The organism is Kosakonia sp. SOY2 (assembly GCF_027109175.1).
Taxonomy (GTDB): domain Bacteria; phylum Pseudomonadota; class Gammaproteobacteria; order Enterobacterales; family Enterobacteriaceae; genus Kosakonia.
Map to the genome: position 1 here is coordinate 44059 of NZ_JAPVXH010000007.1, position 26881 is coordinate 70939.

Annotated in this window: 28 protein-coding genes and 1 pseudogene; 16 read left to right on the plus strand and 13 right to left on the minus strand. The window is 51.1% G+C overall.

From position 1 onward, the window contains the following. Window positions 1–80: 80 nt before the first annotated feature. From rhaD to rhaB, 3 genes are all read right to left on the minus strand, one after another. Complete coding sequence (gene rhaD / locus O3S68_RS22475; RefSeq protein ID WP_020455917.1) at window positions 81–911, minus strand: rhamnulose-1-phosphate aldolase; 831 nt, start codon at window positions 909–911, stop codon at window positions 81–83. 65 nt (window positions 912–976) lie between these two features. Then, window positions 977–2236: an L-rhamnose isomerase gene (gene rhaA / locus O3S68_RS22480; RefSeq protein WP_097407369.1), complete on the minus strand. Its 1260-nt coding sequence runs from the start codon at window positions 2234–2236 to the stop codon at window positions 977–979. Beyond that, on the minus strand, window positions 2233–3702 hold the full coding sequence (gene rhaB, locus O3S68_RS22485) for a rhamnulokinase (protein ID WP_269232573.1): 1470 nt from the start codon (window positions 3700–3702) through the stop codon (window positions 2233–2235). The genes rhaA and rhaB overlap by 4 nt, the downstream gene beginning before the upstream one ends. A gap of 299 nt (window positions 3703–4001) precedes the next feature. Between rhaB and rhaS the strand changes: the two genes are divergently transcribed. Together rhaS and rhaR are read left to right on the plus strand one after the other, a co-directional pair. Further along, window positions 4002–4838, plus strand: coding sequence for an HTH-type transcriptional activator RhaS (gene rhaS / locus O3S68_RS22490; RefSeq protein WP_160271433.1), 837 nt, complete (start codon window positions 4002–4004; stop codon window positions 4836–4838). Between the two features lie 73 nt (window positions 4839–4911). After that, the gene (gene rhaR / locus O3S68_RS22495) at window positions 4912–5760 is read left to right on the plus strand and encodes an HTH-type transcriptional activator RhaR (protein ID WP_269232574.1); all 849 of its coding nucleotides are present in this window, start codon (window positions 4912–4914) and stop codon (window positions 5758–5760) included. On the opposite strand, the gene rhaT is transcribed toward rhaR, so the two are convergent. Further along, complete coding sequence (rhaT, locus tag O3S68_RS22500; protein ID WP_269232575.1) at window positions 5761–6795, minus strand: L-rhamnose/proton symporter RhaT; 1035 nt, start codon at window positions 6793–6795, stop codon at window positions 5761–5763. It abuts the gene before it with no gap. A gap of 289 nt (window positions 6796–7084) precedes the next feature. On the opposite strand from rhaT, the gene sodA reads away from it, so the two are divergent. After that, window positions 7085–7705, plus strand: coding sequence for a superoxide dismutase [Mn] (sodA, locus tag O3S68_RS22505; protein ID WP_020455923.1), 621 nt, complete (start codon window positions 7085–7087; stop codon window positions 7703–7705). Between the two features lie 256 nt (window positions 7706–7961). After that, window positions 7962–8945 carry a 2-keto-3-deoxygluconate transporter gene (gene kdgT / locus O3S68_RS22510; RefSeq protein WP_020455924.1) on the plus strand — a complete coding sequence of 328 codons (984 nt, stop codon included), beginning with the start codon at window positions 7962–7964 and terminating at the stop codon, window positions 8943–8945. A 36-nt stretch (window positions 8946–8981) separates the two neighbouring features. Here the strand turns inward: kdgT and O3S68_RS22515 are convergent, their stop codons facing one another. Then, on the minus strand, window positions 8982–9875 hold the full coding sequence (locus tag O3S68_RS22515; protein ID WP_269232576.1) for a dihydrodipicolinate synthase family protein: 894 nt from the start codon (window positions 9873–9875) through the stop codon (window positions 8982–8984). A gap of 161 nt (window positions 9876–10036) precedes the next feature. Between O3S68_RS22515 and yiiM the strand changes: the two genes are divergently transcribed. Next, a complete protein-coding gene (gene yiiM, locus O3S68_RS22520; RefSeq protein ID WP_269232577.1) occupies window positions 10037–10711 on the plus strand; it encodes a 6-hydroxyaminopurine reductase in 675 nt (224 codons plus the stop codon). A 34-nt stretch (window positions 10712–10745) separates the two neighbouring features. On the opposite strand, the gene cpxA is transcribed toward yiiM, so the two are convergent. Together cpxA and cpxR are read right to left on the minus strand one after the other, a co-directional pair. Next, window positions 10746–12119 carry an envelope stress sensor histidine kinase CpxA gene (cpxA, locus tag O3S68_RS22525; RefSeq protein ID WP_045512355.1) on the minus strand — a complete coding sequence of 458 codons (1374 nt, stop codon included), beginning with the start codon at window positions 12117–12119 and terminating at the stop codon, window positions 10746–10748. Further along, on the minus strand, window positions 12116–12814 hold the full coding sequence (gene cpxR, locus O3S68_RS22530) for an envelope stress response regulator transcription factor CpxR (protein WP_269232578.1): 699 nt from the start codon (window positions 12812–12814) through the stop codon (window positions 12116–12118). The genes cpxA and cpxR overlap by 4 nt, the downstream gene beginning before the upstream one ends. Window positions 12815–12965: 151 nt before the next feature. Here cpxR and cpxP point away from each other — a divergent pair, with 151 nt between their 5' ends. Further along, the gene (gene cpxP, locus O3S68_RS22535; protein ID WP_269232606.1) at window positions 12966–13469 is read left to right on the plus strand and encodes a cell-envelope stress modulator CpxP; all 504 of its coding nucleotides are present in this window, start codon (window positions 12966–12968) and stop codon (window positions 13467–13469) included. Window positions 13470–13653: 184 nt separating this feature from the next. Here the strand turns inward: cpxP and O3S68_RS22540 are convergent, their stop codons facing one another. Continuing rightward, on the minus strand, window positions 13654–14634 hold the full coding sequence (locus O3S68_RS22540) for a phage integrase (protein ID WP_269232579.1): 981 nt from the start codon (window positions 14632–14634) through the stop codon (window positions 13654–13656). A 69-nt stretch (window positions 14635–14703) separates the two neighbouring features. Continuing rightward, on the minus strand, window positions 14704–14997 hold the full coding sequence (locus O3S68_RS22545; RefSeq protein WP_035942304.1) for a helix-turn-helix domain-containing protein: 294 nt from the start codon (window positions 14995–14997) through the stop codon (window positions 14704–14706). Window positions 14998–15132: 135 nt separating this feature from the next. Here O3S68_RS22545 and O3S68_RS22550 point away from each other — a divergent pair, with 135 nt between their 5' ends. From O3S68_RS22550 to O3S68_RS22595, 10 genes are all read left to right on the plus strand, one after another. Beyond that, window positions 15133–15405: a Cox family DNA-binding protein gene (locus O3S68_RS22550; protein WP_007369289.1), complete on the plus strand. Its 273-nt coding sequence runs from the start codon at window positions 15133–15135 to the stop codon at window positions 15403–15405. A 169-nt stretch (window positions 15406–15574) separates the two neighbouring features. Further along, a complete protein-coding gene (locus tag O3S68_RS22555) occupies window positions 15575–16075 on the plus strand; it encodes a replication protein B (protein WP_269232580.1) in 501 nt (166 codons plus the stop codon). A gap of 64 nt (window positions 16076–16139) precedes the next feature. Further along, a complete protein-coding gene (locus O3S68_RS22560; protein ID WP_007369287.1) occupies window positions 16140–16364 on the plus strand; it encodes a DUF2732 family protein in 225 nt (74 codons plus the stop codon). Then, window positions 16364–16651, plus strand: a complete 288-nt coding sequence (locus O3S68_RS22565; RefSeq protein ID WP_269232581.1) for a DUF5405 family protein — start codon at window positions 16364–16366, stop codon at window positions 16649–16651. The genes O3S68_RS22560 and O3S68_RS22565 overlap by 1 nt, the downstream gene beginning before the upstream one ends. A gap of 13 nt (window positions 16652–16664) precedes the next feature. Further along, the gene (locus O3S68_RS22570) at window positions 16665–16889 is read left to right on the plus strand and encodes a TraR/DksA C4-type zinc finger protein (protein WP_090126120.1); all 225 of its coding nucleotides are present in this window, start codon (window positions 16665–16667) and stop codon (window positions 16887–16889) included. Further along, window positions 16886–17161, plus strand: a complete 276-nt coding sequence (locus O3S68_RS22575) for a DUF5405 family protein (RefSeq protein ID WP_269232582.1) — start codon at window positions 16886–16888, stop codon at window positions 17159–17161. The genes O3S68_RS22570 and O3S68_RS22575 overlap by 4 nt, the downstream gene beginning before the upstream one ends. Beyond that, window positions 17151–19427, plus strand: coding sequence for a replication endonuclease (locus tag O3S68_RS22580; RefSeq protein WP_269232583.1), 2277 nt, complete (start codon window positions 17151–17153; stop codon window positions 19425–19427). Before O3S68_RS22575 ends, O3S68_RS22580 begins: the two co-directional genes overlap by 11 nt. Window positions 19428–19912: 485 nt before the next feature. Continuing rightward, the gene (locus tag O3S68_RS22585) at window positions 19913–20059 is read left to right on the plus strand and encodes a hypothetical protein (RefSeq protein ID WP_269232584.1); all 147 of its coding nucleotides are present in this window, start codon (window positions 19913–19915) and stop codon (window positions 20057–20059) included. A 36-nt stretch (window positions 20060–20095) separates the two neighbouring features. Continuing rightward, the gene (locus O3S68_RS22590) at window positions 20096–20404 is read left to right on the plus strand and encodes a helix-turn-helix domain-containing protein (RefSeq protein ID WP_269232585.1); all 309 of its coding nucleotides are present in this window, start codon (window positions 20096–20098) and stop codon (window positions 20402–20404) included. Then, window positions 20382–21332, plus strand: a complete 951-nt coding sequence (locus O3S68_RS22595; RefSeq protein WP_269232586.1) for a reverse transcriptase family protein — start codon at window positions 20382–20384, stop codon at window positions 21330–21332. Before O3S68_RS22590 ends, O3S68_RS22595 begins: the two co-directional genes overlap by 23 nt. A gap of 138 nt (window positions 21333–21470) precedes the next feature. Here O3S68_RS22595 and O3S68_RS22600 read toward each other — a convergent pair whose 3' ends face one another. The 4 genes and pseudogenes from O3S68_RS22600 to O3S68_RS22615 all read right to left on the minus strand — a co-directional run bounded on the left by O3S68_RS22600 (window position 21471) and on the right by O3S68_RS22615 (window position 26871). Further along, window positions 21471–22841 carry an FRG domain-containing protein gene (locus O3S68_RS22600; protein ID WP_269232587.1) on the minus strand — a complete coding sequence of 457 codons (1371 nt, stop codon included), beginning with the start codon at window positions 22839–22841 and terminating at the stop codon, window positions 21471–21473. Between the two features lie 79 nt (window positions 22842–22920). Beyond that, window positions 22921–23355 (minus strand): hypothetical protein, encoded by a 435-nt coding sequence (locus O3S68_RS22605; protein WP_269232588.1) that lies wholly within the window; start codon window positions 23353–23355, stop codon window positions 22921–22923. A gap of 709 nt (window positions 23356–24064) precedes the next feature. Further along, window positions 24065–25102: a phage portal protein gene (locus O3S68_RS22610; protein ID WP_269232589.1), complete on the minus strand. Its 1038-nt coding sequence runs from the start codon at window positions 25100–25102 to the stop codon at window positions 24065–24067. Beyond that, window positions 25102–26871 (minus strand): annotated as a pseudogene (locus O3S68_RS22615) (terminase ATPase subunit family protein). Before O3S68_RS22615 ends, O3S68_RS22610 begins: the two are co-directional and overlap by 1 nt. Window positions 26872–26881: the final 10 nt, after the last annotated feature.

The window sequence follows — 26881 nt, forward strand, 5'->3', positions numbered from 1 at the left end:
CTTTTACTCCACGAGAGTTAGTGTTTGTAGGGCTTGCAGGTGAGGATTCGCCCCGTCTCAGTGAGCGGGGCGCGATGTTGTTATGGGTACAGATCTAATGCCGATTGCAGCGGCGTCACGCCAAAGCGTTTACCCAGCGCAATCAACTCTTGCTGCGTGATGGTCTGTTTCATACCGCCCATCGAATAGATTTTTACCAGCACCTCGGCGGATTTCTCGGCGGTGTCGATCAGACCAAACGCTTCATCCAGCGTCGGGCCGCTACCGAACACGCCGTGGAAAGGCCACAGCACCAGCGAATGTTTCTGCATATCTTTGGCGGTCGCCTGGCCGATTTCATCCGTGCCTGGCACCATCCACGGCAGAATGCCAACGCCATCCGGGAACACCACCAGACACTCGGTACTGCCTTCCCACAGTTTGCGGGTAATCAAATCGGCGGAGTTTTCCAGCACGTAGGTCAGCGCAATCAGATTGGTGGCATGACAGTGCATGATCACGCGGTCTTTCCCGCCGGTGGCTTTGATGCGTTCGCAGTGCGACAAAAAGTGCGCCGGTAGCTCTGACGTCGGAACCGCTTCATGCTCCAGCCCCCAGAGAATGTGGTAACCCGCGCCGTCGCTGTCGACTTTCACTACGCCTAAATTTGCTGCCGGATCGAGCTGCACGTTACGGAAAAATTTGCCGGAGCCGGTGACGATAAACGGCGTATTAGCCAGCAGCGGCATCGGCTGGCTGAGGGCGATATAGCGTGGTTTCTGGTGAAAATCAGCGGCGAACGATGTGATGTCTGCCTCATCCAGGCGCAGCGTCAGGTTGCCGCCGTTGCGTTCATCCCAGCCTTTCAGCCAGGCGTCCGAGGTGGCTTTGATCATCCCCTGGACGAACCAGGAATCGGTAATGGTCTGCATAGTCTTCTGTTTCCCGTTTATTGCCCGGTAGCGCTGCGCTTACCGGGCTGATGAATGCGCAGCGATTAGCCACGTTTGCTTAATACGTCTTTCTCATAGGCCCGCACGCTTTCCAGCCACTGGCTACCGGCTGGCGTATCGTGGCGCTGGCAGTACATTTCCCACACCGCCTGCCACGGCAGGGATTTCTGCTCTTCGAGCAGCGCCAGGCGCGCGGTGTAATCACCGTCCGCTTCCAGTTTGCGCAGTTGTTCAACCGGCTCGAGCAGCGCCCGCAGCAGCGCTTTTTTCATGTTGCGCGTACCAATCACCCACGCGGCGATGCGGTTGATGGAGGCGTCGAAGAAGTCGAGCCCGATATGGACGCGATCGAACAGTTTGTGGCGGATAATTTCGCTGGCGATGGCCTGGGTTTCGTCATCCAGCAGCACCACATGGTCGCTGTCCCAGCGTACCGGGCGGCTGACATGCAGCAGCAGACGCGGCACATAGAGCATGGCGGCGGAGATTTTGTCGGAGATAACCTCCGTTGGGTGGAAGTGTCCGGCATCGAGGCACAGCGCGGTCTGGCGGCTGGTGGCGTAACCCATATAGAACTCGTTGGAGCCGACGGTGTAGCTCTCAGCGCCGATGCCGAATAACTTACTTTCCACGGCGTCGATATGGTGCGCTGGGTTCAGTTTTTCGCTGATCACCTCATCCAGCGCATTGAGCAGGCGCTGGCGCGGCGCAAGACGGTCAACGGTGACATCTTTCATGCCGTCCGGGATCCAGATATTCATTACCGACGGTGTACCCAGTTGTTCGCCAAAATAAGCGGAAACGCGGCGGCTGGCTTTCACGTGGTCGATCCAGAACTGACGGATCTCGTCGTTAGCGTGGGAAAGCGTGAAGCCATCGGCGCTCAGCGGGTGCGAGAAGCAGGACGGGTTGAAGTCCAGCCCCAGATTGTTGGCTTTTGCCCACTGCACCCAGTTTTTGAAGTGTTCGGGTTTGATTTCATTTCGCGCGACCGGCGTTTCGGCTTCGTGATAAATCGCATGCAGGTTCAGGCGTTTCGGACCTGGGATCAGGCTCAGCGCTTGTTCCAGATCGGCGCGTAATTCCGTGGCGTTGCGCGCTTTGCCCGGATAATTGCCGGTAGCCTGAATGCCGCCGGTCAGGCTGCCTTCCGGGTTTTCGAAACCGGCAACGTCATCGCCCTGCCAGCAGTGCATGGAAACCGGCAGCCTGTCGAGCTGGCGCAGCGCCTCCTCGACATCAATCCCCACAGCGGCGAAACGCTGTTTAGCAATGTCCCAGGCTTGTTCAAGTTGAGTGGTCATGCGCAAAGCTCCTTTGTCTGTCGTTTTTGCTGAAAGCGCGCGACATAGCGGGCGATTTCATTATCAGGATTAGGGGTAAACGTAATCAGTGAGTGGTTAGCTGTGACCAGCTGGCGAAAGTCATCGACGTTGCTTAACTCATCCAGCGTCATCAGTTGCACGCCAATATTGCCCAGCGTCGAGGCTTCCACCGGCCCGGCGACCACCGGCAGCCCGCAGGCATCGGCGCAGAGCTGGTTCAGTAACTGGTTCTGGCAGCCGCCGCCGACAATATGCAGGCGGGTAAACGGCTTACCACGCAGGAAAGCCAGTTCGCTCAGCACATCGGCATACAACAGCGCGAGGCTATCGAAGATGCAGCGCGCCAGTTCGGCAGCGTTTTGCGGTACGGGTTGGCCCGCTTCCTGGCAGGCGGCCTGGATTTCGGCACTCATGTTGTCCGGGTTGATAAAGCGATCGTCGTTCGGGTTAATCACGCAGCGGCAGGTAGGGAGCTGCCCGGTGAGGGCGATTAACGCCGGCAAATCGGTGATGTTTTGCTCTTTCAGTACGCGTTGCAGCAGCCACAACCCCATGATGTTTTTCAGCACCCGGTAACGGCCTTCGGCACCGCCTTCGTTGGTGATATTGGCGGCGAGCGCCTCATCGCTGGTGTGTGGGGTTTTGCTCTCAAAGCCCATCAGTGACCAGGTGCCGGAAGAGAGATACGCCGCGTCGGGATTTTCCAGCGGTGCGGCGATAACCGCGCTGGCGGTATCGTGGCTGGCGACAGCGACGACCGGAATGGCATTCCCCTGCGGGCAGATCCAGTTGCCGATAACGTTGCCAGGATGGCTTGGCGTGCCAAACCAGCGAGCCGGAACGCCTGCCCAGTTCAGCAGGGATTCATCCCAGTTATCGGTGTTGATATTGACCAGTTGGGTGGTGGTGGCGTTGGTGTATTCCCAGTTGAGATTGCCGGTCAGGCGGTAGCTGAAGTAATCCGGGATCAGTAGTGCGTGGTCGGCCTGTTCCAGCAGGTGCGGTTGCTGTTCTGCCAGTGCGCGCAACTGGTACAGGGTGTTGAAGGGTAAAAACTGAATACCGCTGCGGCGATAGATATCGGCTTTGCCGGGGTTTTGCAGCGCGCGGTGCATCACGCCATCGGTGCGATTATCGCGGTAGGCAATCGGCAGCCCGACGCGCTGGCCTTCACGATTAACCAGAATGTAATCGACGCCCCAGGTATCAATGCCGATGCTGTCTGGCTGTATGCCTTCGGCGCACACCTTATTCAGGCCGAGGCGGATTTCGGCTTCCAGGCTGTCGATATCCCAGCAATCAAAGCCGTCCACTTTTTGCAGACAGTTTACAAAACGGTGCATTTCGCGAAGCGAAAGCGTGCGGTTCTGGCGGTCGTAGCGCGCCAGCATGACGCGTCCGCTGGAGGCGCCTAAATCAACCGCAACACAATGGCGAAAAGTCATGATCGGGTCCTTCTTAGAGTCATTGCGGACAGTCTAAAAAGGGCGCGGCAGTCGTACCTTCTTGCTACTGACAGTGGCGATTTCGCGCTGGCAAGAAAGCAAAGATGAACGTGAGAGAGTTCACAGTTTCCAGTAATCGCGAGGTTTTCAGCCATTGTGACCCTCACCACATTTCCCGATCTTTCCGGCCGTTTCTTGAAAAAACGGCAGGCTATGCGCAAATCGGCGTCGAAAATTTAAGGTGAGGTGGAAAACCCTTAATTACTATTTTGAGAACATTTCTCAAGACCGGGGCCATCATGACCGTACTGCATAGCGTGGATTTTTTTCCGACAGGTAAATCACCCGTTGCCATTGAACCGCGATTGCCCCAGGCCGCGTTTCCGGAACATCATCATGATTTTCATGAAATTGTGATTGTTGAACACGGTACGGGGATTCATGTGTTCAATGGTCAGCCGTACACCATCAGCGGCGGCACGGTCTGTTTTGTGCGCGATCATGACCGCCATTTGTATGAACATACCGATAATCTCTGTTTGACCAATGTGCTGTACCGCTCGCCGGATGCGTTCCAGTTCCTTGCCGGGTTGAACCAGTTGCTGCCGCAGGAGCAGGACGGGCATTACCCGTCGCACTGGCGGGTAAGCCAGCACACGCTGGGGCAGGTGCGCGGCATCATTAGCCAGATGGAAGAGATGGGCAGTGAAGTGGCAACGCATGACATTGCCAACCGCGAGATCCTGTTTATGCAGTTGCTGGTGTTATTGCGTAAAAGCAGCCAGCAGGAAGATGCGGGCAACAGCGATGCGCGGCTGAACCAGCTTATGCTGTGGCTGGAAGATCACTTCGCGGAGGACATTTGCTGGGAGTCGCTGGCAGAACAGTTCAGCTTGTCGTTGCGTACGCTGCATCGTCAGCTTAAACAGTCCACCGGCATGACGCCGCAGCGCTATTTAAACCGCCTGCGGTTGATTAAAGCGCGCCATATGTTACGCCACAGCGACGAGAGCGTGACGGATATCGCTTTTCGCTGCGGGTTCGGCGACAGTAACCACTTTTCGACGCTGTTTCGCCGCGAGTTTGACTGGTCACCGCGCGATATCCGCCAGGGGCGCGACACGCTGCTTCAGTAACGAGAAGGTTATCACCGATTTTTAGCCGGGCTTCCGTTAATAATGTCAGGTTGTTCACGGCAGAGGTGGCGTTGTGGCTGGTGAGTTAATTCTTCGTAAAGCAGACTTTTTTCCGCGCGCCGGACAGGCGGTCGTGGTGGCCGATCGCTACCCGCAAAATGTCTTTGCTGAACATACGCATGAGTTCTGCGAACTGGTGATGGTGTGGCGCGGCAATGGGTTGCATGTGCTTAATGACCGGCCTTACCGCATTACGCGCGGCGATCTGTTTTATATCCGCGCCGAAGATCGCCACTCTTACGCCTCGGTTAATGACCTGGTGTTGCAGAACATTATCTACTGCCCGGACCGGCTGACGCTGAATCTCGACTGGGCGGCGCACATTCCGGGGCTTAACGGCGCGCCGTCCAACCCGCACTGGCGTATTGGTAGCAGCGGCATGGCGCAGGCGCGGCAGGTGATTACGCAACTGGAACATGAGAGCGCGAAGGACGATCCGCTGGCCAATCTGATGGCGGAAACCCTGTTTGCTCAACTGGTGATGACCCTAAAACGCCACCGTTTCGCCACCGATAACCTTGCCGCGACCCACAGCGAAACGCTGCTGGATAAGCTCATCACCGCGCTTTCCGGCAGCCTGAATCGCAGCTTTGTGCTGGAGCATTTTTGTGAACAGGAACAGTGCAGCGAGCGGGCGCTGCGCCAGCAGTTTCGCACTCAAACCGGGATGACCATCAACCACTATTTGCGCCAGTTGCGCATTTGCCACGCCCAATTTTTGTTGCAGCACTCCGAGCAGATGATCAGTGAAATCGCCATGCAGTGTGGCTTTGAGGACAGTAACTACTTTTCGGTGGTGTTTAGCCGCGAGGTAGGGATGACGCCAGGTCAGTGGCGTCATCGTAGCCGGGTTGCTGCCTGATTAGCTCGCCATGCCGAGGCCGACGATATTGGCCGCGACAATGATCACCACGCAGCCGAGACTCAGCACACTCACCGGTTGCCGTCCGGCATTCTTCCACTCTTTCAGCACCAGACCGACCAGCCCGCCGCACAGCACATAGAAGCTCATATGCAGCATCCAGCTAATGTAGTCATACTGCCCCGGAATGCTGGCGTGACCCCAGGCGTAGAAGAAGAATTGCAGATACCACATCAGGCCACCCAGTGCCGAAAGCAGGATATTGCTGATAAGCAACTCTTTTGCCAGCGAGAAGTCGGCTTTTAGCGACAGATCTTTCACTTTTGCCAGCCGGATAAAGCAGAAGCTCAGGTTCACCAGCGCACCGCCGCCCATGATCACCACGTAGCTTGGCAATGCGGTATAGAGCGGATCGATACCCAGCGCGGCGGCGGCGTCGTGCATCGGTTTGGCGGCGTTCATCGCAAAAGACATCCCGGCAGAGAACACGCCGCACATCACTGCCAGCGCTAACCCTTTTTTCAGGTTGAACTCTTCGGCTTTGATGCCCATTTTGCGCTCTTTCAACTGACCGGCGCGGGTAACAATGCCAACACCAATCAGCGCCACCAGCACACCCAGCAAGGTCATTCGCCCGCCTTCGGTGTTGATCAGCACATCGAAGTGACCGTTGAGGATCGGCGTCATCAACGTACCGACAATCAGCGTAATACCAATGGCGATACCAATACCCATCGACATGCCTAAGTAGCGCATGGTCAGGCCATAGTTGATGTTACCGATGCCCCACATTGCGCCGAAAAGAAACACCGGCAGCAGCGTTGAGGCGCTAAACGAACTGAAATAAGCCCAAAAATCAGGCAATAACAGCGCGCTGATAGTCCAGGGAAGGATCAACCACGAGACGATGCCGCCGATTGACCACATCGTTTCCCAGGACCACTTTCTTACCTTTTTAAACGGGGCATAGAAACAGGCTGCACTGGCTGCACCTATCAAATGCCAAAAAATACCCATCGTAATCGCGTTACTCATTTCACAATCCTCTTTGTTTTTATCGCCGGGATACGAGCAGCCGACCCGATGAGTGTAAAAATCGGTCAGAAGATTAACCTTGAGGCGTTTGCCGCGTTGCGTTGCAGGCTGGCAATGAGCACGTGATGAGGGTGAGCGGCTTCACAATTTCAATAACATAACCAAAAGTTATAACCTTATTAAAACTACGGCATTGATAAACATTTTCAATATCATTTAATTAACTATAATGAACCAACTGCTTACGCGGCGTTAACACAATAGCCGCTTACCCTTAATGGAGATGAATATGAGCTATACACTGCCCGCTCTGCCGTATGCATACGATGCCCTCGAACCGCATTTCGACAAGCAGACGATGGAAATCCATCACACTAAACATCACCAGACTTACGTGAACAACGCAAACGCCGCGCTGGAAAGCCTGCCGGAGTTCGCGAGCCTGCCGGTTGAAGAGCTGATCACCAAACTGGACCAGCTGCCAGCCGACAAAAAAACCGTACTGCGTAACAACGCAGGCGGCCACGCTAACCACAGCCTGTTCTGGAAAGGCCTGAAAAAAGGCACCACCCTGCAGGGCGATCTGAAAGCCGCTATCGAGCGTGATTTCGGTTCCGTGGACAATTTCAAAGCTGAATTCGAAAAAGCAGCGGCGACTCGCTTTGGTTCCGGCTGGGCATGGCTGGTGCTGAAAGGCGACAAACTGGCTGTGGTTTCTACTGCTAACCAGGATTCCCCGCTGATGGGTGAAGCGATCTCTGGCGCGTCCGGTTTCCCGATTCTGGGCCTGGATGTGTGGGAACACGCTTACTACCTGAAATTCCAGAACCGCCGCCCGGACTACATTAAAGAGTTCTGGAACGTGGTGAACTGGGACGAAGCTGCTGCGCGTTTCGCTGCGAAAAAATAAGCCGCTTTCGTCACGCCGTAGAGCGTGAGTCGAAGCCCCGCCAGGCGTTGCCGGTGGGGCTTTTTTATTCCTTTTTGGCTGCCAGAAACCAAAAGGAACGTTGATCCTAAAATAATGAAATAATGTTTTGTTATGGTTGTTTGATCACTTTTCTCGCATCAATCCGGGTCTACCCTCTCTTCATCCGCGCGGCTGTTGTTCCGTTCAACCGGAGTGCTTGCGCCATAAAAATCGAACGGTTTTTACAGGTGAAGATATGCAAATCAAGCGTGCAATAGAGAAAATCCCTGGCGGGATGATGCTGGTTCCATTGTTCATCGGTGCTCTGTGCCACACTTTTGCGCCCGGCGCAGGGAAATACTTCGGTTCATTCACTAACGGCATGATTACCGGCACGGTGCCGATCCTTGCGGTGTGGTTTTTTTGCATGGGCGCGTCGATCAAACTGAGCGCGACCGGTACGGTGCTGCGCAAATCCGGCACGCTGGTGGTGACGAAAATCGTGATCGCCTGGGTGGTGGCGGCTATCGCATCGCGGTTGATTCCGGAACATGGCGTGGAAGCGGGTTTTTTTGCTGGCTTATCGACGCTGGCGCTGGTGGCATCGATGGATATGACCAACGGCGGGTTGTACGCCTCCATCATGCAGCAGTACGGCACCAAAGAGGAGGCCGGGGCATTTGTGCTGATGTCGCTGGAATCCGGCCCATTGATGACGATGATTATTCTCGGCACAGCCGGTATCGCTTCTTTTGAACCGCATGTGTTTGTTGGTGCGGTGCTGCCATTCCTCGTGGGGTTTGCGCTGGGTAATCTCGACCCGGAACTGCGCGAGTTCTTCAGCAAGGCGGTGCAGACGTTGATTCCGTTCTTCGCTTTCGCGCTTGGCAACACCATCGATTTAAGCGTGATTGCGCAAACCGGACTGCTGGGGATTTTGCTGGGCGTCGCGGTGATTGTGATCACCGGGATCCCGCTGATTATTGCCGACAAACTGATTGGCGGCGGTGACGGAACAGCGGGTCTGGCGGCTTCCAGTTCGGCTGGTGCCGCGGTGGCAACGCCGGTGCTGATTGCTGAAATGGTGCCAGACTTCAAAGCGATGGCGCCAGCGGCGACCGCGCTGGTGGCGACATCAGTAATCGTTACCTCGATCCTGGTACCGATTTTGACGTCTGTCTGGTCACGAAAAGTGAAAGGGGCGGAAGCGGACATGTCGCTACGCAACACCGTGAAATAACGAAATGAGGCCGACCTTTACAGGTCGGCTTTTGCATTAGCGAATAGCAAAAACGGTGTCGATAATGTTGCACTGATCTTCAGTGAGGGCACCGCCGAAGTTACGGGCGACGGGGGTGCAGTAACCAAACTTGCGCGAGACCACGGTTTTGATGGTGGTAACAAAATCGTCGCCGATGCTGTAGATGGCCATAAATTTGCCGATCTCTTGCTGCACCTGATGCAGGGTTGCCAAATCACTTTGTCGCCACGCCTCCCGCGCTTTAACGAACAGCTCCGGCATCACGTTGTTTAAGCCCGAAATCACGCCAGCGCCGCCCGCCAGCAAAGTAGGAATGAAATACTCGTCGTAACCGCACAGCACTGCGAAATCATCGCGCACGTTCCTGGTTGCCAGAATCATATTGCGGGTGTGCGACTGGCAATCAACGGTGTCTTTAATGCCGGCAAAATCGGGGAATTCGGCGGCCAGCGCCGCGACCAGCTCGGGTGTTAAATCACAGCCGGTGCGCGCCGGGAAGTTATAGGCAAACCATTTACCGCTGATCGCTTTGCCCAGCGCGCGAAAGTAGCTTAAAAGCTGGTTGCTGGTTTGCCCATAGTAATAAGGCGGCAGCACCATCACGGCTTCATAGCCGGTGCGGTAGGCTTCATCAGCCATCCACAGGATGTCGTTAAAACAGGTGGAAGAGACGTTAGCCACCATCGAAATGGGCGACATTCCGCGCGCTTCACGGATCAACATTATTCGTTCATCCAGTGTGAAAGAGGCGAACTCGCCGATACTGCCCATCAGCAATACCACGTCGATTTTCGCCGCCGTCAGGCGGGTAAGGTGCTGTTTTAATCCATTGAGATCGATGTTGCCTTCACTGTCCATCGGCGTGATGGAAGGGCACCAGACGCCGGAAAAGGGGGTTGTTTGCGTCACGTCACTGCCTCCTCGATTAATGAAATCATGTTTCAAAAGCGTAAGGTAAGTGATAGCACGGCACAGCGGCGCGCATGTGCATGAATGTCTCATTTTTGCAGGTTTGGTCTGAGCTCAATTGTGGTGTAATACCGTGATGAACGAAGCCTGTTGGAGGGAATATGCAACATCCGGTTGAAGTATTTGTAGGAAAAATAAGGGATTATCAGGGCAGCCGACCGAGCGCCATCGCAAAATTGCAGGTTGAAGGCGAACTCACGCTAACCGAAACCGGTATCGCCGGGGACGAGCAGGCGGAGAAGAGTTACCATGGCGGGACAGATCGCGCATTGTGCCACTACCCGCGAGAACACTATGCTCACTGGGCGCAGATGTTTCCGCAGCAGGCGGCCTTATTTTGCGCCCCCGCATTTGGCGAGAATCTTTCCACCAGCGGTCTGACAGAAAAAAACGTCTTTATCGGCGATATTTTTCGCTGGGGCGACGCGCTGATCCAGGTGACGCAACCGCGTTCGCCCTGTTTCAAACTCAATTTCCACTGTGGCATCAGCGACATGTCAACGCAGATGCAGTCCAGTGGCCGTACTGGCTGGCTTTATCGGGTGATTGCGGGCGGCAATGTATCGGCGGAAGCGCCGCTGGAGCTGGTTTCACGCGTGAGCGATGTCAGCGTCTATGACGCGGCGGCGATAGCCTGGTTTCAGCCGTTTGATGATGAGCAATATCATCGCTTGCTGTCGGCCGCCGGGTTGTCGGCGAGCTGGACACGTACGATGCAAAAGCGGCGTTTGAGCGGCAAGATTGAAGATAATTCACGCAGGTTGTTGGGGAAATAAAACGCCCCCTCCGGTGAGCGGAGAGGGCGAGTTATTAAGCGCGTTTATATAACGGCAGCCATATCGTCAGGCGTAACCCGCCGAGCGGGCTGTCGTCTGCTTTTACCCAGCCGCGATGCTGCTGAATAGCGGTTTCGACAATCGCCAGGCCAAGGCCCGTGCCGCCGGACTCGCGATCGCGCGCTTCGTCGGTACGGTAGAACGGGCGGAAAATCTGTTCCCTGTCCTCCGGGCTGACGCCGGGGCCGTCATCGTCCACGTTAATGGTGATGCCGTCTTTATCCACCGCGAAACTGACTTCGATTTTACTGTGTGAGTAGCGCAGTGCATTGCGCACGATGTTTTCGACCGCACTTTCCAGCGCGCTGGGGTTACCGTACAGCGGCCACGGGCCCGGCGGGAAGTTGACGGTCAGGGATTTGCCCATCTGCTCCGCTTCAAACGCTGCGTTATCCAACACCTCATTCCACATTTGATTGGCTTTCACCGTTTCGCTGACCAGCGCGTTTTTCTGCTGATTGCGCGACATGACCAGCAGATCGTTGATCATGCTGTCCAGCCGCTGCGCTTCAGTTTCAATACGCTCCAGCTCTTTGCTTTCGCCGCTGCGGCGACGCAGCAGGGCGGTGCCGAGCTGTAAGCGTGTGAGCGGTGTACGCAGTTCGTGCGAGATGTCTGAAAGCAGGCGCTGCTGCGCGGTCATCATGCGTTCGAGCGCCGTCACCATCTGGTTGAAACTGGCGCCGGCGGCCAGAAACTCCTGCGGCCCGGATTCCAGTTCCGGATGCTGCCGCAAGTTGCCTTGCGCCACTTCATCCGCCGCATTTTTCAACTTACGCGCCGGTTTCGCCAGGCTCCACGCCAGCCACAACAGCAGCGGCGAGCTGATCAGCATGGTGACAATCAGCAACAATAACGGGCGGTCAAACAACAGGTTGATAAAGTCAGATTGCGAACTGCTGGCGGGACGAATCAGATAGAGCTGGTAATTGTCTTCCCCGTCACGCACGGAGAAGGGCCCTACCATTTCGACCCGGCCATATTTTTTCTTCTGCGGATGGTCGGAGTTGTCCGCCTGGCCGATGAAGTTACGGATGATCTGCATCTCGTTGCGTTCGGCGCCAATGACGCGCCCTTCGCTGGTCACCAGCAGCAGACGTTGACCCGGCGGCGCCCATTTGTCGATGGCGCGGAAAAGCCTGCGCCACCACATCAGGTCGTTCGGCGGGTCGTTCGACAGTTCCGCTTCAACATGCTGTTCAATCATCACGCCCTGGCGCTGCTCGCTGTCCAGCAACTCCGTCATCTGACGGGAGTCCAGCTTCGGCACCATCAACACCAGCATCAATACCAGCGCCAGCGTTAACCAGAAAATGGCAAAGATGCGGGCGGTCAAACTTCCTATCATGAAGCGGACACCATCAGATAACCTCGGCCGCGCAAGGTTTTAAACCACGGATGCCCATCTTTACGCTCCGGCAGTTTGCGGCGCAGATTGGAAATGTGCATATCAATAGCGCGGTCGAACGGCGTTAAACGTTTACCCAGCACTTCCTGGCTCAGATGTTCACGCGATACTACCTGACCTAAATGTTGAGCCAGCAAGTAAAGCAGGGTGAATTCGGTGCCGGTCAGTTCCAGCGCCTGGCCTTCAAAGCTGGCTTCCTGACGACCCGGATTAAGACTCAGCGCGTCCACTTCAAGGGTAGGCGAGCCGTTATCGGTGCTTTGCTGCTGTTCGCTCCAGTGCGAGCGGCGCAAGATTGCGCGAATACGCGCGACTAATTCACGATCGTTAAACGGTTTTGGCAGATAGTCATCCGCGCCCAGCTCAAGGCCAAGAACGCGATCGAGTTCGCTGCCGCGTGCGGTCAGCATAATGACCGGTGTCTGGTGTGTCTGGCGTAGCTCTTTAAGTGTGTCGATGCCGTTTTTCTTCGGCATCATGACATCAAGCAAAAGCAGGTCGATGGTGTCGTCGAGGAGGTCGAGCGCCTGCTCCCCGTCATGGGCAACGAGCACATTGAAACCTTCCATGTCGAGTAGCTCCTTTAACAAGGAAGTAAGCTCTCGGTCATCATCTACTAAAAGGATTTTATTCATTGTTTAAATACCTCCGAGGCAGAAATTACGTCATCGAGACTTGCTAATCCATGACTTTACGTTGTTTTACACCCCCTGACGCATGTTTGCAGCCTGAATCGTAGACTGATTATCGTTGAATCGTGAGACGAAAAGGTTACTGGAGTAAATGATGCGCATCGTTACCGCTGCCGTCATGGCCTCAACGCTGGCGTTTAGCACCGTTAGCCAGGCTGCTGACGTCGTAACAGGCGATAACTGGCACCCGATTGATGGGGTTGCACAGCGTAGTGTTCAGAGCCATATGTTCGACGGTATTAATTTAACCGAACATCAGCGTCAGCAGATGCGGGATTTAATGAGACAGGCGCGGCACGACCAGCCTCCTGTTAATGTTAGCGAAATGGAGACAATGCATCGCCTTGTCACCGCAGAAAATTTTGATGAAAACGCTGTGCGCGCTCAGGCAGAAAAAATGGCGCAGGAGCAAGTCGCTCGTCAGGTTGAAATGGCGAAAGTCCGCAACCAGATGTACAACCTGCTGACGCCGGAGCAGCAAGCGGTTTTAAACCAGAAACACCAGCAACGGATGACGCAACTGCGCGAAGTGGCGCAGATGCAACAAAGTTCTCCGTCGATGGTTATGAGTAGCAGTAGTACCCGGCATTACCAGTAACAAACCCTGTTTTCCTTGCCATAGACACCATCCCTGTCTTCCCCCACATGATGTGGGGGTTTTTTTTATCAATTACTTACGCATCATTCTAAATAAAACAGCAACTTAGAAAAAGCTGTAACGGTATGGAACGGTTTCAAAACCCTCTGAGTGTGGACACAATGTGGACACTCAGAGAGATGATTTATACCGTCACTCCTCCGTTAAGAGGGTTCAATGCGACAGCATTTTGCAGGTAGTCAGGAGCAAGGTGCGCATAGGCCATTGTCTGCTGAATGCTTGCATGCCCGAGAATCTGTTGCAGGGCAATAATATTTCCCCCGTTCATCATGAAATGGCTTGCGAAAGTGTGACGCAGAATATGTGTTGCCTGATTGGGTGGAATGTCAGGTTTCACGTTGCGTAAGACCCCGCAAAATTTTTCATAATCAACTTTGAACAGCTTCCCGCTGGCTTCCTCTTTCACCTTCTTTTCAAGCTGTGCTGAGATAGGCACGGTTCGCTTTTTGCCGTTTTTAGTTTTCAAAAAGGTAACCCTGCAACTGGCTATCTGCGCCGGTTTTAGAGTGGCTACCTCTGTCCATCTTCCACCAGTGCTGAGGCAGAGGAGAGCAACGAGCAAAGCATCTCCGGTCAATACTCCTAACAGCCTTTCAATTTCTGACTTGTCCAGAAACGTCATTTCCGGGTTGGCTTCTGCCAGTGGCGGCAAACCATGAATGGGGTGTTGCCCGGCAAATTCCTCTAACTGGATCAGCTTAGTAAACATGCCCGATAGCCGATACATGTCACGATTTATCGTTGCCGCGCTGATACCTTCCCGTAAACGTAATGAGCGGTAATCCATTAGGCATTTCTTGCTTAACCTGCTGACTGGCAGATCTCCCAGCCCATTGATAGTTTTGAGCAAATGCCCTCGCTCTTTTTTTCCGTGTTCGTGGTTCTGCCCGTGGTATTGCCACCATGCCTCTAACAGCTCGGTTAGAGTGCGTCTGTCAGTCCGTTGGGCTGCCCATTCTTTTTGGGAAGCGTTCGCAAGCGTGTAGCGCTCAAATGCGATAGCTTCAGCTTTTCTTTCAAACTTCCGGCGAATGCGACGTCCTTCGCGCCCGCGCGGCCTAATGTCCACTTCATAGCGACCATCATCGAGCTTCTTAATTGCCATAAGAAAGCCCTCCGGCGCAATTTTCACTGTCCTGAAAACAGATAGTGAAAATGTAATGTTTATAAATAGTTAGCCAGTCTGTTTCTCTGAGGGGTTCGAGGTTGCTGACTCTTGCCCATTGTGTGCGATAGCCGGTGCTATTTGACCAGCTTGCGGGGCAGTTTTGTCAGTCATTAACCATAAAGTGTATTTCTGAAACTGAGGTGTGTTTGTTACTTGTAGCAGTACCTGCAAACCTGGTGTTTTGTATTCCCCCTCGTAGTTCTTCAATGTGCTGAGCGCTATTCCGCTAATTTCACAGAATTTTTTCTGAGTTAAACCTTCAGCCTTTCTTATGGCTTTTAGTTTTTGTCCCATAGTCATTGACATGGTTTCCCTTTGGAGACTATATTCCCTCCGAAAGGTATCCATAGGGAAACCTTTCGGGGCGTAAAAAACCAACCGCCAAAACGGCTCTAAACGGTTTTGGGAGGGTTGGATCAAGAGAGGGTAGCACAGATGGAAGCTAATGATTATGTGATCCAGTATCCGCTGGATGCGGTACATACTGAGAAATTTGCGGAGTTATTAGGCAAGCCTAAAACGGCTGTTGCAGAAATGGTGAAAGCTAACAAGCTGCCGGTTATTGAGCTGCGCGATCCAAGTAAACCGAATGCTCGCGCCGGTGAAAAGTGGGTTTTCATCCCGGAGTTTAATCGCGCTGTACGTGAAGCGTTCTACAACAGGCCAGTAGAACAGCGTGACGCGTGGCTGCTTTGGATGGGGCTTTGATTATGAACGAACCACGTTGCATAGCTCAGTTATTGCGTAATGAAAGCTCAGTGGCGATAGATTTCACTATCACCCACGGAAAAGGGCGAAAGGGCATCATCATTCGCACTAAAAAAACGGGCGCTTTAAGCGCTATTTTTGCTTTCCTGAAATCGTGGAGGTTCTGGAAATGCCTGTAATGACGCTCGGTATTGTGTCCACACAGCCTGCCGGTTTGCGTAGCCTGGTCAGCAAATATCTGGCCGCGCCTCGCTGGCAGGATTCTTGTGATTTTTATAATCAGATGATGGAGCGTGAGCGCTTAACAGTTTGCTTCCACGCTCAGTTAAAACAGCGTCACGCTACGATGCGTTTTGAAGAAATGAACGATGTTGATCGTGAACGTCTGATAACTGCTATTGATGAATTACGCTCTGCATTTTCAAGATTCCGTCAGGTTGGGATTAGCTTGGTTAAATATATTGGGCGATTAACCATTAGTCAGCGTCGCACATTGTTTATGCATGCGGGATTAACAGAGGAAGAATTTAATCAACCTTACTGGCGTATTAATGAAGACTCCTGTTATTGGCGTGATGCATTGTTTCGCGCGTTGCGTGAGCTATTTAATTTATTCGAATATGCGCCAACAATTTTAACCTCGGTAAAACCCGAGCAATATCTGCATTAAATAATTAACGGTTAAATTTTAACGCACTTAATTGTGCGGGGCTTCTTTTTGTCTGGAGAAAGTCATGCATACAGTAACAGGAAAGCAGTGCGGTAAATTTTCACTAATGTTGCAGCAGGCCAGAGCCGAAGCACAGGCCGATGCGGCTACGCGCTTTTCCTCTCACCTTGACGGCTTAATCCGTCATATAGCTGGCGCTGAGTTATCGCGCGTTGAGATTGTTGAGTTACTCAGTCAGGAATCTATCAAGTTTCATAATATCGGCCTTTCTCGCGGAGAGTCTCTTTAATGTCTCTGATGCACTCCGTATTACTTAATAACTGGCTAAAGATTGCAGTTATGAAAAACGGTGAATTATCGCTTGCCGATCTTAAGCGCGATAAAAAAACCGGAGCGATGACAGAGTCAATTATCGCTATTTATTCGAGTGAATTAAACCTCCTGACGGATGTGGTCAGTTTGCTTGTGAAACGCGCCATTTTTCATAAGCAAACCACCACCGTTGATGAATTATCGAAATTAACCATCGAGCTAACTGGTTATTGCGCCAGTGAGTTAAAAAAACTGAACAGATAGAGGAACTAAATCAATGCCAGATTATATGGATCACATTCAAGAACGGCAGTCAGAGTCACTGGCTCGCCAGGTCAACGCCGCGCGGGTAAAACCCTGCGGCGCTGCTGCGTTGGTTTGTGAAGAATGTGACGCTCCGATTCCTGCTGATCGCCGTGCAGTTTATCCATCTGCTACTCGCTGTGTTTACTGTCAGTCAGCGCATGAGGCGAAAGCAAAGCACTATCGGGGGCGCGCATGAGCATTCGTATCGATATTGGCGAGCGTTATGTCGTCACCAGTGATCGCTTTCAATTTATTTTGCAGGAAAAAAAGACCGCTGAAACAGGCAAGAATGCCGGTAAGGAGTGGCTCGATGTTGTCGGCTATTACCCCAAATTAAACCAGCTCGTTTCCGGCTTGGTGCATCACGATCTCTTGACTGGTGACGCCAGCTCGTTTGAGGCACTAAGTACGCAGGTTGAGCTCCTCAGTCAGCAATGCTTAACGGCTTTTGGTTCAAATGGGCGTTGAAGTTCGGGGGCGTTACGCCCCTACACCGCCACCACCATTCGCAAAAGGCACCGCTAAAGAGTTTGCCGGTGCTTACTCATGGAACGCGCCGCGTGATGCTATTGGGCGCGATAGACCCCTTACACGTGACGAGTTGCGTCAGGTGCAAGGCGTTTTATCCAGGATTGACCGCCTGCCTTATTTTTTACGCTCCCTTTTCACATCGCGCTATGAATACATCAGGCGCAACAAAAGCCCGGTTCACGGATTCTACTTTCTCAAGTCGACTTTTTTACGCCGTTTATGGCCGCGCATAGAGCGAGTAAACCAGCGCAACGAAATGAACACTCAGGCGTCGCTACTATTTCTGGCGGAAAGCGAAACTTATGCGCGCTTGCCGGGAATGAACGATAAGGAGCTGAAAAAATTCGCGACGCGTATAGCCTCGCATTTTTTCGTTATGTACGAGGAGTTAAGCGATGCATGGGCGGAGGCGCACGGTGGTAAAGAATCACTTTTTACCGATGAGGCGCAGGCGCATCTTTATGGTCATGTTGCTGGGGCAGCTCGTGCTTTCAATATCTCCCCGCTTTTTTGGAAGAAGTACCGCAAAGGTCAGATGACAATCCGCCAGGCTTTTTCCGCTGTGTCTCGGCTGATTAACGATGAATGGTGGATTAACCAGCTCAAAGCGCAACGTATGCGCTGGCATGAAGCGCTTTTAATTGCTGCCGGTGAGGTTAATAAAGACCGTTCGCCGTATGCCAGCAAAAACGCAATCCGCGATGTCCATACACGCCGCCTGGCTAACCTTGAATACCTCAAATCCTGTGATCTGGAAAATAAGGTGACGGGCGAGCGTATCGATCTCATTAGCAAAGTCATGGGGAGTATTTCTAACCCTGAGATACGACGCATGGAGCTGATGAATACTATCGCCGGAATTGAGCGTTACGCCGCTGGCGAAGGTGATGACGGGATGTTTATTACATTGACCGCGCCATCGAAATATCACCCGACGCGTCAGGTCGGCAAGGGTAAAGATAAAACTGTGCAGCTTAATCACGGCTGGAATGACGAGGCTTTTACCCCGAAAGATGGGCAGCGCTACCTATGCCGTATATGGAGCCTGATGCGTACCGCTTTCAAAGATAACGATTTGCAGGTTTACGGTATGCGCGTCGTCGAACCGCATCATGATGGCACGCCGCACTGGCATATGATGCTGTTTTGCAAACAAGAACAACGGAAAGCAATTACCGAAATTATGCGCCGCTACGCTCTCAAAGAGGATGGTGACGAACGCGGAGCAGAGCGTAATCGCTTTCAGGCTAAACACCTGAACAAAGGCGGCGCAGCGGGCTACATCGCGAAATACATTGCTAAAAATATCGATGGTTATGCGCTTGATGGCGAGCTCGATCATGATACTGGCAAGCCCTTAAAAGATACGGCTGCCGCTGTGACAGCCTGGGCGTCTACATGGCGTATTCCTCAATTTAAACCGATTGGCCTGCCGACAATGGGCGCATATCGTGAACTGAGGAAATTACCTCGCGGTGTTAGCGTTGCTGATGAGTTTGATGAGCGTGTAGAAGCGGTTCGCGCCGCTGCGGATAGTGGTGATTTTGATTTATATATCGCCGCACAGGGTGGGGCAAATATCCCGCGAGATAGTCAGACTGTGCGCGTAGCCCGCAACGTGACTGATGAGGTCAACGCATACGAGGAAGATATTGAACGGGTGGTAGGAATTTACGCGCCACATCTCGGCGCGCGTCATGTCCACGTCACCCGATCATCGGAATGGCGCATTGTTCCAAAGCTTTTGGCCGTTGAGCCTTTGACTTTAAAAAGCGGCATCGCCGCGCCTCGGAGTCCTGTCAATAACTGTGGAAAGCTCGCCGGTGGTGGCGATCCAGTTATGATCCCCACACCGTCTGAGCATGCCGCAGCGGTGTTGAATCTGGTTGATTGCGGGTTTCTCGCTTGGGATGACCCCGAGGTCATGACGCGGCTCAGAAGTGCATTAAAACACTGCACATCACGACCAAATCGACAGCAAAGAAGTGATGAACCATTAGAACCGCATGACGTCGCGCCATCTGGTAGGTTAACAAAATACGAACGCACAAAAATCCCTCGTATTCGCTCTGACCTCGCTCAATATGGTATTACGCCGAAACGCTGGGAGCTTGAAGTGTTGGCTCGTGGTGCGACCGTGGCTTATGACAGGAAAAAATTCATATATCCGGTTGCAGACGAGTGGCCGGGATTCAAAACTTAGCCCATCCTCTCTAAAAGGAATTACCTTATGCTCTTAAATTACAGTGATGTGCATCCCAAGTTTTAATAGTGAAGCTCTTGGTCGGGTTATTATTGTTTAGAAGGATATATTTTTTATTCTTGTTTTTTATTAATTAATTAAAACTAATGCCAACAAAATATAATTCAATACATAAAGCGAAGCGGATTACTTGCTATGATGCAGACATTGGTTAGTTAGTGAGATAAATCGCCACCAATTGGGTATGCATTACCCGTGGAAAGCAAATGCTTTCTAACATTTACCCCGCGCAACGCCTCTGAGCGACGCAGCTCGTGAGAGTCATCGCTGCTCCAGATGGTATGGCGTATGGGTATTCGAACCCTTTGGGCGACCAAGGGTTCGTGGAGCAGGGGGCTAGTGCTGTTCAATCTCATCCTTATGACGGCGAACCATGGCGCTTGAGCAAACATTCGTTTGCACGCCATGGGCATAAGGAAAAAGTCATGAAAAATGATAAAGTAACCAACGAACAGCAGGCGCAGAACAAGTCAAACCGGAAGAAGTGGGTTTGGGAAGCGATTAAGTGGGGTATTCGACTGCTTGATTTAATCACATGGTTAGTTGACCGCTTCGAAGGGGGAGATGAGTAATGCGCCCTCCCTAGTTTCAATAATGTGGAGTTGCCTATGTTACATAAAGCACTTCGTTTAATAAGGCAATACCATAAAGAATCATTAGTTGAATTATCAATATCTTTAGGTATTCCAAAAGAAAAGATAGTAGAACTTGAAAGCGGAGTTTGGTCACCGTCGATTGAAGTTTTACAGCGATATTCATCCCATTTCGACATACCAGTATCTTCTTTAGTATTTTTTTCAGAATCACTAGGCACACAAGGGCGTTTGTCTAAGCGGTTACGTTTGCATTTGGCTGGAAAAATTCTGGATATCGTAGAGTGGGTAAGTAATAAAAATGAAAAAACGGAAAAAGCTTAAGATCTGCACTAAAAATAAATCTTATGGCATTATAGATTCGCCATTTTATAAACTCAAAAGCAAGAGAAAACTTGCAGAGCTTCTTGGCGTTAGTATGAATGATTTATCCATTTTGAGAAAAGATGAAGGTAATTATTCCGTTTTTGAACAGTTATCTAAAAAAGGCAAGCCCCGAAAAATACAAAAGCCTTTAGAAAAATTAGATGTAGTGCATACTCGCATTGCAAGTTTATTATCACGTATTGTTATGCCAGAATATCTGCATTCTGGGAAGAAAAATTGTTCTAATGTAACGAATGCTAATGCTCATCGTAACCATGAAAAGATGATGACAACCGATATTAAGGCATTTTTTCCATCGACAACAAGAGTAATGATATTCTCCTTTTTCTTTTCAGTGATGAAAACATCACCTGATGTTGCTGATATTTTGTCACATATATGTACCTGTCATGACAGGTTGCCTACAGGAAGTCGAATCAGTATGCCTTTAGCCTACTTTGCAAATTCCAGAATGTTTGGTGAAATATATGAAGTTTGTCAAAAGTTAAAGGTTGAAATGACAGTTTATGTTGATGATCTAACCTTTTCGGGGGCTAATGTAAATCGATTGTTCTGTGCTGTAATTCGTAAGATTATCGGCAAGCATGGTCATATTATGCACCCTACTAAAACGAAATTGTATGCGAAAGATAAACCCAAATTGGTAACCGGAGTTATTGTATTAGGTGACTGTTTAAAAGTTAGAAATGAGCAGCATCGTTTAATGGCTAGGGACATTGAATATTGGAAAATAATTAAAGATGTGGAAAATGCTAAAGAAACATCAATTGCAAAAACACTCTTTGGTCGTTTGCATTCAATGGGGGTTATTGAACCGCGCTATAAATCAAAGGTGCTTACTTTGAAATCTAATACTTCGAGTTAAATTGTACGTTATATGATGGCATGAGGAAATATGATCTGTAGGCATTTCATAAATATAAAATGAAAAAACCATCAATATCAACATTTATTGTTAACATTGATGGGTGTTAGTTTTGTTATTAAGTGTTACAGTGCGCAATCAGTTTTCTGAAGAGTATTTATTTGCTATTAATTTCATTGTTCTTTCCAGGCCCTGATAAACTGTTGCATCTGTGATATTAAGAGTGGCTAAATCCTCAAGAATCTTCTGTTTGTTTTTTATGGTTATCCTTTCTGTCTTAAAGTTGTATAGCGAATCTGATTGTGATTCAGAAGTAATGTCTGGAAATACTGCGTTATTACCAAACAATAAAAAAGCACCAGATTGAGATGAAATTCTTTCATTGTTTATTCGGCTTTTAACAAATATTATCTTTTCCAGATCTTCAGGGTTTATAACATTTTGGAAATAGGGCTTTTCATCTTTAATGTAGTGAGTTAGTTTTAAGCACGCTTCAGTTTCGTTAAATTTTGATTTTTCTATAGTAATATCGAGCTTATCCTTAAGTTCTTGGGAAAGCATGGATAAATTGGATATGCAACTAACGGTATCTGAATCAAAGAATTTTATTCTTTTCCTTGGCGTTTTGAATATTATTACCTGACCATCGATTTCGTTTCCATTCTCATCAATCTTAATAGAGTTACAAGCAAAATAAAGAGCCATTAACGGATTTGATGTAATATCTAATAAGCGTGTAGGTAGGCCATAATGTTGCATTCTGACGAGCTTATCAAGCATTGTTCGGTCATCAATAAATTCCGATGGTCTTGCACTTAAGGCTTCGCGGACTAAACTGGCTTCGGCATGTAAGTACCTGAAATTGCTGTTTTTATTCCTTCTGAAGAGAGAGGGTGCTAATTCATATGATGAATCAGAATGGCCTCGATAAAATGTTTCTTCGTCTTCAGCAGATTGAGAATCAAGAACTATTTTGATAAACGTCTGTAGGTTATCAATGGATGTATTTGTAATTTGTTCATCTGGTAGTGGGGCGGGAATATCAACAGCTTTTTCATCTGTCTCGATACCAAACAACTTAAGTATTTCATCGATGCCTTTTTCTTTTATGGCCCAGTGAGTTCTGTTTAAACCATAAGAGCCAAAGTCTAATTTTTTTATAATAAAGTTTTTGTTTCTGATTTGTATTTTATTGTATTCTTTGTTAATTTCAAAGTGAAAGTTAATGTTTTTACCAGACAGAGATACCTTTGAAATTTTTCCAATGCGGATGTCTACATAAAGAAAATCTTCGTCATCAATATTATAAGCTTCAGTCATAAATATGACGGGGAGGTTTTCAATATAAGCAATTGCACTGCTATTTAATGGTGTGAGTTTTTTGCGAATGTTCTCTGGTGTTCCCTCAAAAACTCTTGCTAGTGGGAAAAAAAAGTCCCCACTTTTTTGTTTAAATGTTATCCAGTAGTCGTAATGCTCTGGGAAACCACCCATGATGAAGTTAATCATTTTGTTTTAACCTATTTTTAAATTAATCCGGCTCACTATTATTTTTTACATCCTACGGTGTACAATACTTGAGGTTATTTTAAGAGGGAGTGATCAAATTCACACCAAAGGTAAGGAGGTTTGTTACTGCTCCTGCAATGACACTAGGTGTCCCATCCTTCACCGCATTGATAACCTTTTCGCCCATCGTTTCATTGCCATCAAGTGCCTCAGGTTTTTTGTTGAGCACCGCCAGTGCCTTCTCGGTCAGTCGTACATCTCGAAAATATGTTTGATAATCTGTTTCGTACTTGATGTATCCATTTTCATCAAGGAAGGTGAATGTGCCCTCAACCACACAACGTAATTGACTTAATGCTTTCATTTCCGGTGAGTTAAGTTGGTCGAAGTAGTCATCGGGTAAAGCGGCATTAAATTTTTCATAGGTAATAACTTGTGGCACGGGAAAGTTTTCCCATAACACTGCAAAGATTTCCGCCGTCTGCTGGTTAAATAAATCGAGGTTTTTCGACATGCAAAATTCCATTTCTTCTGATGGTGAGTGGGTTAAACGCTGGTCAGCGCACCTTGCCTGTTTGGCGCAGAACAATGACCTTAGTTCGCGCGAGGTCGACATGTATACTGACAAGCTGGTCGAGCAGGCAAGCAGCGCAGAGCTAGGTCAGATCATTAAAAATCTACTGAATCACATTAGAATGCACAAATAAAAGGATCCATATCAAGATATTATCTCTCGTTTATTAAAATCCGTGGGCGACTTTTTTGCTGATTGTCGCCAGCGTATGGCATGTGCCTCACAATGTTATTAGCGTATTATGCGTTGAGTAATCCCTTTAAACCTCGACCAAACCGGCACTCTGAATGCCGGTTTTTTTATGCAATTTCCCGTTAGTTTTGCATTCATTAGCCGTGCGTGCATTAGGTGTATGGTTTTGCATGCATCATGCTTGTCCATTCTGACTATGTACCGCCAAAGCTAGCGCGGGTTCAGGGTGTCCATGCAACTGCATTAAAACCGACCCGTAAAGCGGGCAGGCGTGGCGGGGAAAGCATTGCGCGCTGGGGCGGGTATTTATATATTTTATTCGCGCCTGAGCGCGCCGCTGGAGCATTGTCTCGGCGTAAGGCATGTGAGCATGTCGGGGATGTTGCGCGGCGTGTGGTGTCTCTGAGGCTGTCAGGGCGGGGGCATGAAAAAGCCGCCCGCAGGCGGCTGTGATGGTTTACGCGTTGTCGTCCTCAAGGCTGTATTTTTCAAACCGGATGATCTCGTCGCCCGCCCACTCGTTGAGCTCCAGAAAGCGCGACTGCAAAGGCTTCAGTTCGTTTCGCACAAACACCTTTGCCACCTTCTCAACGTCGCCAATAGAGCCCGCCGTCTCGGGCTTGGCTCCCATCAACTGGAACGGCACGCGGTGCGCGTCGAGCAGATCACCGGCGCTGACTTTTTTGATGTTAAAAAAGTCGTCTTTGGTGGCAACTTCCGACAGCGGCACGATTTTAATGCCGTCGGCTTTTCCGTTCGGCGCGTAGAAAAACAGGTTCTTAAAATTACCGAGCCCTTTCGAGTCGCGCATCGCCTTGCGCAGTGCTTCAACGTCCGTACTACTCTGCGCAGCGTCCGTCACGTACATGATGTAACCCGCGTGCGCCCCGTTCTGGTAATACTTACGGCGAAACAGCGTCGCCGATTCATTCAGCCAGGCCGAATTAAGCGCGCTGAGATATTCCGGTATCCCGTAAAGTTCCTGGTTGATATCCGGCTCAAGCAGGTGGAAAACCGACCCGGGCGCAAACTGGTGCGGCTGCGTGTAGTTCTGAATAAACCAGTAGGTGTCGTCCTCCACGCCGCGCCGGGTATATTTCGCCGGTGAGGTTTCGTATTTAACCGGTCTGCCGGACAGGCTTAACCGCGTCTCAATAAACGCGTTGCCGAAAACGATGTAATCCAGGGCGAACCGGCTGAAGTCCTGCCGTGACAGACGGGCATGCGGTATAAACGTCGATACCAGAATATTGCGCTTAACGTACATCGGCGAGCTGTGGTGAACGGCGGCGCGCATGCTTTTTGCCAGGCCGGAAAAACTGATCGGCGGCTCGTACCACTGGCCGTTATCGATGCACTCCACATAATCAAGGATTTCGCGTTTATCCAGCACCGGCACCGGCTCGCCGAAGGTAAACGCCTCCATACTCTGGGCGGGCGCGGCGGTGTGCTGACGCGGTTTCGGTGTGTTTTTTTGCTTTTTATTTTTGCTCATCAGTTGAAGTCCAGAATGGAGGATGACGACTGGCCGGTCGCGGCGGTCAGCGGTTCGTTAATCAGTACGTGCATGATCGCCCAGGCGAGATCCGCATGGCTGGCTTCCTCGGTGCGGCTGGCCTCATAGGTGGCGCTGCGCCCACTGCTGGTCATGGTTTTGCGGATGGACATAAACGACTGCGTGATGTCGGTTGCGCTCACGTCGTATTCCAGGCAACCGCGCGTGATGGTGTCTTTGGCCTTGAGCACCATGGCGGTTTTCATTTCCGGGGTGTAGCGGATGTCACGCGCAGCCGGGTAAAACGAGCGCACAAGCTGAAACACGCCCTGACCGAGCCCGGTTGAGTCGATGCCGATGTAATCCACGTTGTATTTTTGCGTGAGTGCGCGGATAGACTCGGCCTGTGTGGCGAAGTCCATCCCCTTCCACTGGTGGCGCTCCAGAATGCGGAACTTGCCCCCGGCCACCACCGGCGGCGCGATAACCACGCACCCGGCGCTGTCGCCACGGTGCGACGGGTCGTAACCAATCCATACCACGCGGTGACCAAATGGCCGGTCGGCGAACGGGGCGAAGTCCTCCCACTCTTCCATGCTGTCGACCATGCATCGTTGCAGTTCTTCAAACGGAAACACCGATGCTTTGTCGTCGACAAACTCGCACATAAACAGGTTGCGGAAGTCGTCTGCGCTGTTCTCCATGCGGAGCGCGTCAATGTCAAAGAGGGTGCAGCCCCCGGCGAGCGCGTCCTCAATGGTGACAATCTGCCGCCACTGACCATCAGGACACGCCACGCCCCGCGCTAATGCCGCGTGGCTGATATCAATGCTGACCCGTTCGCTGGCGCTGGCGCGCCCCCTGTTAAACAGGTCGCCCGACCAGAACGGATAGGCACCATGCCCGAGCGAGGAAGGGGTCGAAAAATAGGTCGTGCGCAGATGGCTTTGCGACGCCATGCCCGACGCCACTTTGCGCAGTTTCTGGAAGTTGGGGATCCAGAAAATTTCGTCGACATACAGGTCGCCGTTATGGCTCTGCGCGGTGTTGCTGTTGGTGCCGAGAAATAACAGCTCCGCGCCGTTATTGCCGATGACAATCGGGTCGCCGGTCAGGTCGACATCGACCAGGCGCGCAAAGGCGATGATGTATTTGCGGAACACATACGCCTGTGTTTTGGACGCCGATAAAAATATCTGGTTATGGCCGGTTTTCAGGGCGCGTAACAGCGCCTCGCGGGCGAAATAAAACGTTGCGCCAATCTGGCGGGATTTGAGGATGTGCCTGATGCGGTGCTCAAGCCCCGCTTTATGCCATCCGAGCTGATATTCGAAAGACTGGTCGAAGAAAATTTCCTCCAGCTTTTCGACCGCCTACTCGCTGAAAAAATTCTTTTTCGGCTTTTTGCGATCCCCTTTATTGCGGTTGGCCACGTTCGGATTGAGATCCGCCTCATTGCCCGTCTGGCCATAGCGGTTAATGCGGGCAAAGCGTTCCATCTGGCGCGCCAGAAAATCAGCGACTTTGAAGTCGTGTGCGGTCAAGTCCGGCTTGGCGTAAAGCTGGATGAGCCGCGCCTCTAACGTATTTTCGACGCGGTTTAAGGGCGCAGTGTCGTCCCATCCGTCGCGCTGTTTCCAGCTCTGAACCGTGGGGCGTTTGGTCTGCAACATTTCCGCGATTTGCGGCACGGAAAACCCCTGCCAGTACAGGAGCGCCGCCTGTCGTCGCGGGTCGTTTAAGAGTGTCGTGTCGGTGGTGATGGTCATGCCTGCCTCG

Excerpts from the sequence above, each read along its gene's own strand:
- O3S68_RS22560 (WP_007369287.1), top strand. The coding sequence starts at position 16,140 with ATGCATACAGTAACAGGAAAGCAGTGCGGTAAATTTTCACTAATGTTG.
- O3S68_RS22545 (WP_035942304.1), bottom strand. The coding sequence starts at position 14,997 with ATGACTATGGGACAAAAACTAAAAGCCATAAGAAAGGCTGAAGGTTTA.
- sodA (WP_020455923.1), top strand. The coding sequence starts at position 7,085 with ATGAGCTATACACTGCCCGCTCTGCCGTATGCATACGATGCCCTCGAA.
- cpxR (WP_269232578.1), bottom strand. The coding sequence starts at position 12,814 with ATGAATAAAATCCTTTTAGTAGATGATGACCGAGAGCTTACTTCCTTG.
- kdgT (WP_020455924.1), top strand. The coding sequence starts at position 7,962 with ATGCAAATCAAGCGTGCAATAGAGAAAATCCCTGGCGGGATGATGCTG.
- yiiM (WP_269232577.1), top strand. The coding sequence starts at position 10,037 with ATGCAACATCCGGTTGAAGTATTTGTAGGAAAAATAAGGGATTATCAG.
- O3S68_RS22585 (WP_269232584.1), top strand. The coding sequence starts at position 19,913 with ATGAAAAATGATAAAGTAACCAACGAACAGCAGGCGCAGAACAAGTCA.
- O3S68_RS22550 (WP_007369289.1), top strand. The coding sequence starts at position 15,133 with ATGGAAGCTAATGATTATGTGATCCAGTATCCGCTGGATGCGGTACAT.
- O3S68_RS22540 (WP_269232579.1), bottom strand. The coding sequence starts at position 14,634 with ATGGCAATTAAGAAGCTCGATGATGGTCGCTATGAAGTGGACATTAGG.
- O3S68_RS22575 (WP_269232582.1), top strand. The coding sequence starts at position 16,886 with ATGAGCATTCGTATCGATATTGGCGAGCGTTATGTCGTCACCAGTGAT.
- O3S68_RS22590 (WP_269232585.1), top strand. The coding sequence starts at position 20,096 with ATGTTACATAAAGCACTTCGTTTAATAAGGCAATACCATAAAGAATCA.
- O3S68_RS22565 (WP_269232581.1), top strand. The coding sequence starts at position 16,364 with ATGTCTCTGATGCACTCCGTATTACTTAATAACTGGCTAAAGATTGCA.
- O3S68_RS22605 (WP_269232588.1), bottom strand. The coding sequence starts at position 23,355 with ATGTCGAAAAACCTCGATTTATTTAACCAGCAGACGGCGGAAATCTTT.
- rhaD (WP_020455917.1), bottom strand. The coding sequence starts at position 911 with ATGCAGACCATTACCGATTCCTGGTTCGTCCAGGGGATGATCAAAGCC.
- cpxP (WP_269232606.1), top strand. The coding sequence starts at position 12,966 with ATGCGCATCGTTACCGCTGCCGTCATGGCCTCAACGCTGGCGTTTAGC.
- cpxA (WP_045512355.1), bottom strand. The coding sequence starts at position 12,119 with ATGATAGGAAGTTTGACCGCCCGCATCTTTGCCATTTTCTGGTTAACG.
- rhaA (WP_097407369.1), bottom strand. The coding sequence starts at position 2,236 with ATGACCACTCAACTTGAACAAGCCTGGGACATTGCTAAACAGCGTTTC.
- O3S68_RS22580 (WP_269232583.1), top strand. The coding sequence starts at position 17,151 with ATGGGCGTTGAAGTTCGGGGGCGTTACGCCCCTACACCGCCACCACCA.
- rhaB (WP_269232573.1), bottom strand. The coding sequence starts at position 3,702 with ATGACTTTTCGCCATTGTGTTGCGGTTGATTTAGGCGCCTCCAGCGGA.
- O3S68_RS22570 (WP_090126120.1), top strand. The coding sequence starts at position 16,665 with ATGCCAGATTATATGGATCACATTCAAGAACGGCAGTCAGAGTCACTG.
- O3S68_RS22610 (WP_269232589.1), bottom strand. The coding sequence starts at position 25,102 with ATGAGCAAAAATAAAAAGCAAAAAAACACACCGAAACCGCGTCAGCAC.
- O3S68_RS22595 (WP_269232586.1), top strand. The coding sequence starts at position 20,382 with ATGAAAAAACGGAAAAAGCTTAAGATCTGCACTAAAAATAAATCTTAT.
- rhaS (WP_160271433.1), top strand. The coding sequence starts at position 4,002 with ATGACCGTACTGCATAGCGTGGATTTTTTTCCGACAGGTAAATCACCC.
- O3S68_RS22555 (WP_269232580.1), top strand. The coding sequence starts at position 15,575 with ATGCCTGTAATGACGCTCGGTATTGTGTCCACACAGCCTGCCGGTTTG.
- rhaT (WP_269232575.1), bottom strand. The coding sequence starts at position 6,795 with ATGAGTAACGCGATTACGATGGGTATTTTTTGGCATTTGATAGGTGCA.
- O3S68_RS22600 (WP_269232587.1), bottom strand. The coding sequence starts at position 22,841 with ATGATTAACTTCATCATGGGTGGTTTCCCAGAGCATTACGACTACTGG.